Source organism: Streptomyces mesophilus (genome assembly GCF_040300965.1).
Classification (GTDB): Bacteria; Actinomycetota; Actinomycetes; order Streptomycetales; family Streptomycetaceae; genus Streptomyces; species Streptomyces mesophilus_A.
Window position 1 is genome coordinate 1 of the sequence record NZ_JBEPEW010000267.1, and the last position, 5,520, is coordinate 5,520.

Below are 5,520 nucleotides of genomic sequence, written 5' to 3' on the forward strand. Positions count from 1 at the left end.
GACCAGGCCCCCGTGCCCCGCGCGGCCGTCACGCTGATCTCGCTCGCGGGACGGCAGCTCGGCCGGACGATCGCGCAGGCAGACGGCGCGTACAGCGTGGACGCTCCGGGCCCCGGCTCGTACGTCCTGATCGCGTCCGCCGACGGCTTCCAGCCGCAGGCCGCCACGGTCGTCGTGGGCGAAGGCCCGCTCTCGTACGACCTGCTGCTCAGCGGTACGAGCGGGCTCACCGGAGTCGTCCTCGCCGCCGAGGGCGGTGAGCCGGTCGCCGGTGCGATGGTCGTCGTGACCGATGTGCGCGGCGATGTCCTTGCCACCGGACTCAGCGGTGAGCAGGGCGAGTTCGGCTTCGCGGAGCTGGTGCCGGGTGCGGTGACCGTCGCGGTGAACGCCCCCGGGCACCGTCCCGTCGCGCTCCCCGTCGAGGTGGCCGGACAGGGCGTCACGCAGATCGAGGTGGCGCTGCACTCCGGGGCCCGGGTCGGCGGCCGTGTGCTCGCCGGCGGCGGTCCGCTGAAGGACGCGCGGGTCACGCTGGTGGACGGCGCGGGCAATGTGGTCGCGACCGCGACGACCGGCGAGGACGGGGCCTACGCCTTCGCCGATCTGGACGGCGGCGAGTACACGCTGATGGCCACCGGCTATCCGCCGGCCGCGATGGCCCTCACGGTCGCGGGCCGCGGGGTCGACGGGCAGGACATCGAGCTGACCCACCCCGACGCGTAACGCGCGTACGGGAACGGGTAGTTCAGGACCCACGTTCCCCGGTCCCTGCTCCTAGCGGAGGCAGGGACCGGGGCACGGACTGGGAAAGGGGGCTCGGCGGGCAGGGGACGGCCCGCCGGGCCCCGATTGCTTCTGGTGCCTTGACCGGCATCCATTGCCTGAACAGGCATCCATGCAAGGGGAGTTGGCTGTGGGAGTGACGGCGCGGATCCGGACCGGCGACGGCTGGGCGGTCGAGCACGCGGTGGTGACGCTGACGGACATGCGCGGCGAGCAGGTGCTCAGAGCGGGTGCGGACGCGGAGGGTGCCGTACGGACGTCAGAGGTCCTGGCCCCCGGCCCGTACACCGCGATCGTCACGGCCGTCGGCTACGCGCCGCACGCCGCGACCGCTCTGGTCACCGCGAGCGGCCGGGCCGAGCTCGGCACGATCGCGCTCACCCGGCAGGGCGGGGCCGAACTCCCGCCGCCCGGACGCTGGTCCATCGACCCGGCGCACTCCACGGTGGCCGCGGTCGCGCAGCATCTGGGGATCTCCAGCGTGCACGGGCGGTTCACCGAGTTCGGCGGGACCATCGAGATCGCGCCCGACGTCCGTTCCTCGACGGTCGAGGCCACGCTGATCGCCGACTCCATCGACACCGGCAACGCGCTGCGCGACAAGCATCTGCGCTCCCCCGACTTCCTCGACGTCGAGCAGCACCCGTCGCTCGTCTACCGCGGTACGTCGGTACGCGAGACCGCGCCCGGCAGGTGGACGGTGGACGGCACGCTCACGCTGCGCGGCGTCACCCGCGAAGTCCCCCTTGAACTCACGTACTCGGGCACGAGCGCCGACCCGTGGGGCGGGCTGCGGGCCGGTTTCCGCGCGAGCGCGACCCTGCACCGCGAGGACTTCGCGATGCACTACAACCAGATCGTGCAGGCCGGGGTCGCGGCGATCGGGGCGACGCTGCGGGTGGAGCTGGACATCCAGCTGGTACGCGAGGACGGGGCCGTCGGCGCCTAGGCTGGGCCGTATGGCCAGAAGCATCGCGACCAACACCCGTGTCGACCTCGACCAGTTGCTGGATTTCGTACGCCCACGGCACCGGGCGATCCTGCTCACCCGCCGCCAGGACGGGAGCCCGCAGGCATCCCCGCTGACCTGCGGTGTCGACGACTCCGGCCGGATCGTGATGTCCACGTATCCGGAGCGCGCGAAGACCCGTAACGCCAAGCGGGACGAGCGCGTCAGCGTGCTCGTCCTGAGCGACGAGTGGAACGGGCCGTGGGTGCAGATCGACGGGACCGCCGAGGTGATCGACTCCCCCGCATCGGTGGAGCCGCTCGTGGAGTACTTCCGCAACATCTCCGGTGAGCATCCGGACTGGGACGAGTATCGCGAGGCGATGGTCGAGCAGGGCAAGTCGATCATCCGGGTCACGCCGGAGCGATGGGGGCCGGTGGCGACCGGCGGGTTCCCGGCGCGGCTCGCGTAGCGACGGGGTTCACGCGTCGGTGCGCCACCCCTGACCGTCACGCCTCGGCGCGCCGCCCCTGGCCGTCACGCCTCGGTGCGCGCCACCCCTGACCGTCACGCCTCGGCGCGCGCCACCATCGCCTCGATCCCCGTGATCAGCACATCGAGCCCGAACGCGAAGTCCCGGGTCCACATCTCCGCGACCGTGGAACCGCCCCGCGCCTCGATGATCGGCTTGGAGCGCTCCATGGTGTCCATGAGTTCCGGGTCCTTCTGGAAGGCGGCCATGGCCTGCGCGTAGTACTCGTCCTGGGTGACCCCGGACTCGTCACACCTGCGCTGGAAGTTCCCCATCGTCGTACTGAAGCCGTACACGAACTGGAAGACCGCGGTGATCGCACCCGCCTGCCCCGCGGGCGGCAGTCCCGTCGCGATCGCGATGTCCTGGATGGACCGTGCGACCTGGAGCGCGTTCGGTCCGATGTTGAGATACGTGTTGAGGATCGCGGCGGCCCAGGTGTGCCGCACCAGCATGGCCCGGTACGACTCGGCGAGCGCCCGCAGATCGTCCTTCCAGCACACGGCCCGGTCCGGATCGGGCAGCTCCACCTCGCTGAAGGCGGCGTCCAGGGCGAGTTCGAGAATGTCGTCCTTGGTGTCCACGTACCAGTAGACGGACATCGCGGTGACGTTCAGCTCCGCGGCCAGCTTGCGCATGGAGAACTTCGGAAGCCCTTCGGCGTCCAGCATCCGCAGGGAGGTCTCCACGATCTTGTCGCGATCGAGCCCGTCCGGCTGGCCGTCCCTGCGCTGACGGGCCGCTCGCTCGCTGTCCAGCCAGATGCTGGAGGTCGCAGGGTGCTTGGCCCGCTCGGCTGCCCTGACCATGACGCACCTTCTTGTCCGTTACGAGGGTGGGTGCGGCGGACCGGACCGGAACAACCCGGTCCGGTCCGCCGTACTCGATGCTACTTAGCCTGCCTGAGCCGCACCGTCGTCCGCCTTGTCCGCCTCTGCCTTGTCCGCGTCCGCCTTGTCCGCGTCCGCCTTGTCCAGGGGACCGGACTGAGCCGGCACCGCGGGTCCGCCGCCCGCCAGCTCGGCCCGGCGCAGGAGCGCCGCCGCGAGCAGACCGCCGAGGAAGACCGCGATGGCGCCGACCAGCTGGCTGGTCTGCAGACCGGTGGCGAAGGCGTCCTGGATCTCGGCCCGCTCACCGGCGCTCTTGGCGGCCGCGAGCGCGGCCGGCAGCGAACTGGCGGTGACGGCGACGAGCGCCGCGAAACGGGCGTTGAGCACCGCGCCGAGCACGGCCACACCGAGACCGTTGCCGAACTCGGCGAGGGTGCCGTTGATGCCCGCGCCCACGCCCGCCTTCTCGGCCGGGATGGCACTCATGATCGCGTTGGCCATGGCGGGCTGGGCGACCGCGAGACCGAGGCCGAACAGGAACAGGCCGAGCAGCATGCCCCAGTAACTGCCGTCGGTGCCGCCGCCGAGCAGCGCGATGGAGGCGAGGCCGAGGGCGACCACGGTCATGCCGAGCAGCACGGTCTTCGGCACGCCCAGCTTCATCAGGAACTTCGGCCCGATGCCGGTGACGTTCAGGGCCACCACGGTCAGCGCGAGGGGCGCCATCCGCAGACCGGCCTCCAACGGCTCGTATCCGAGGACGAATTGGAGGTGCTGGGTCAGCAGGAAGAGTGAGCCGCCCATACCGAAGACGACGAGCAGCGAACCGGAGACCGCGCCGATGAACTTCGGGTTCTGGAAGAAGTGCATGTCCAGCATCGGATACGGAATGCGCAGCTCGTAGAGCGCGAAGGCACCGAGGAACACCACACCCACCAGGGCGGAGACCCCGACCTGCGCGGAGAACCAGCCGTGCTCGGGCCCGGAGATGATCGCGAAGACCACCGAGGACATACCGATGGTGGAGAGCAGCGCGCCCATGAGGTCGGGCTTGTCGCCCTGCGGGTTCTTGGACTCGGGCACCAGCTTGATCACGGCGGCCAGGCCGATGAGCGCGACGGGGATGTTGATCAGGAAGATCGCGCCCCACCAGTAGTGCTCCAGGATGAACCCGCCGACGAGCGGTCCGCAGACGAAGCCGAGCGAGCCGACCGTGGCCCACAGGGCGATGGCCTTGACGCGCTCGCTCTCGTCGAAGATCTGCATCACGACGGCGAGCGTGGTGGTCATCAGGAGCGCGCCGCCGATGCCCATACCGGCGCGTGCGGCGATCAACTGGCCGCTGGAGTCCGCGAGTCCGGCCCACAGCGACCCGATGCCGAACAGCGCGAGCCCGAGGGCGAGCAGCTTCTTGCGGCCGTAGCGGTCGGCCATGTTGCCGGCCGTGAGGAGCAGGCCGGACTGGACGAGCGAGTACGCGTTGATCATCCACTGGATGTCGGCGGTGGACGCGTCGAGCTCCGTGGTGAGCGAGGGGATCGCCACGCTCAGGACGGTGTTGTCGAGCAGCACGGTGAGCTGGGCCAGGCAGATGACGCCGAGGATCAGCCAGCGCTGCGGGTGGCCTCCGGTGATGGCTCCGGCTCCGGAGGGTTGGTCGGCGGTCGGGGCCGTCATGGGACAGGACTCCTTGTACGGTGTACGGGAACGGTCCCGTACACCGTACAAGAGGTTCTTCTACGGTGTACAGCGAGTTTGCGTCAGACTGGGCTAGCCCTTCGCCTCGGTCAGGTCGTACAGGGTGCTGTCCCCCACCGTGACCTGCTCGAAGTTGTCCTGGACCCACTCGGAGATCTGGGCTGCGGTGCCGTTCCCGCCGCCCATTCCGCCGCCACCCATGCCTCCGCCCACGAAGTAGTGGATCCTCCCGTCCGCCACGTACCGCTTGAACTGCGCGAGCGTCGGGGACGGGTCGCTGCCGTTGAAGCCGCCGATGGACATCACCGGGCGCTCGGTGGCGAGCTGGTAACTGGCCTGGTTCTGGGAGCCGATGGCGGCGGCGACCCAGGTGTAGTCCTCGGCGTTCTCGAGGAGTGCGGCCTTGGTCTCGGCGTCGACGTTCGCTCCGTTGAGGAGACCGCCCATGCCGCCGCCCATACCGCCCCCCGGGCCGCCTTCGCGCAGGGCGCCGCCGCCCGGAATGCCGCCGGGCTGGGTCTGGCTGTTGCCCTGCTGAGGGGCACCCTGCTGTCCGTTGCCCTGCCGAGGGGCACCCTGCTGTCCGTTGCCCTGCCGAGGGGCACCCTGCTGTCCGTTGCCCTGCTGACCAGGTGGCTGCATCCCACCTCGCCCACCGCCCGCGGGACCGCCGCCTTCAGGGCCGCCGCCGGGACCACCACCCGGCCCGACCCGCCCGCCCG

5 protein-coding genes and 1 pseudogene are annotated in these 5,520 nt (G+C 70.7%); 3 read left to right on the plus strand and 3 right to left on the minus strand.

From position 1 onward, the window contains the following. The 3 genes from ABT367_RS40485 to ABT367_RS40495 all read left to right on the plus strand — a co-directional run. A partial coding sequence (locus tag ABT367_RS40485) for an MSCRAMM family protein (protein WP_352258867.1) occupies nt 1–726 on the plus strand: 726 nt, incomplete at its 5' end. Between the two features lie 190 nt (nt 727–916). Next, nucleotides 917–1,735, plus strand: coding sequence for a YceI family protein (locus tag ABT367_RS40490; RefSeq protein ID WP_352258869.1), 819 nt, complete (start codon nt 917–919; stop codon nt 1,733–1,735). A gap of 10 nt (nt 1,736–1,745) precedes the next feature. Beyond that, a complete protein-coding gene (locus ABT367_RS40495) occupies nt 1,746–2,207 on the plus strand; it encodes a PPOX class F420-dependent oxidoreductase (RefSeq protein ID WP_352258871.1) in 462 nt (153 codons plus the stop codon). A 95-nt stretch (nt 2,208–2,302) separates the two neighbouring features. Here the strand turns inward: ABT367_RS40495 and ABT367_RS40500 are convergent, their stop codons facing one another. The 3 genes and pseudogenes from ABT367_RS40500 to ABT367_RS40510 all read right to left on the minus strand — a co-directional run. Next, complete coding sequence (locus tag ABT367_RS40500) at nt 2,303–3,076, minus strand: TetR/AcrR family transcriptional regulator (protein ID WP_352258873.1); 774 nt, start codon at nt 3,074–3,076, stop codon at nt 2,303–2,305. An 84-nt stretch (nt 3,077–3,160) separates the two neighbouring features. Then, nucleotides 3,161–4,777, minus strand: coding sequence for an MFS transporter (locus tag ABT367_RS40505; protein WP_352258875.1), 1,617 nt, complete (start codon nt 4,775–4,777; stop codon nt 3,161–3,163). A gap of 93 nt (nt 4,778–4,870) precedes the next feature. Continuing rightward, a pseudogene (locus ABT367_RS40510) lies at nt 4,871–5,520 on the minus strand (glycosyl transferase); the annotation flags it as partial.

Coding starts and splice junctions, on each gene's coding strand:
- ABT367_RS40500 (WP_352258873.1), bottom strand. CDS start 3,076: ATGGTCAGGGCAGCCGAGCGGGCCAAGCACCCTGCGACCTCCAGCATC.
- ABT367_RS40495 (WP_352258871.1), top strand. CDS start 1,746: ATGGCCAGAAGCATCGCGACCAACACCCGTGTCGACCTCGACCAGTTG.
- ABT367_RS40505 (WP_352258875.1), bottom strand. CDS start 4,777: ATGACGGCCCCGACCGCCGACCAACCCTCCGGAGCCGGAGCCATCACC.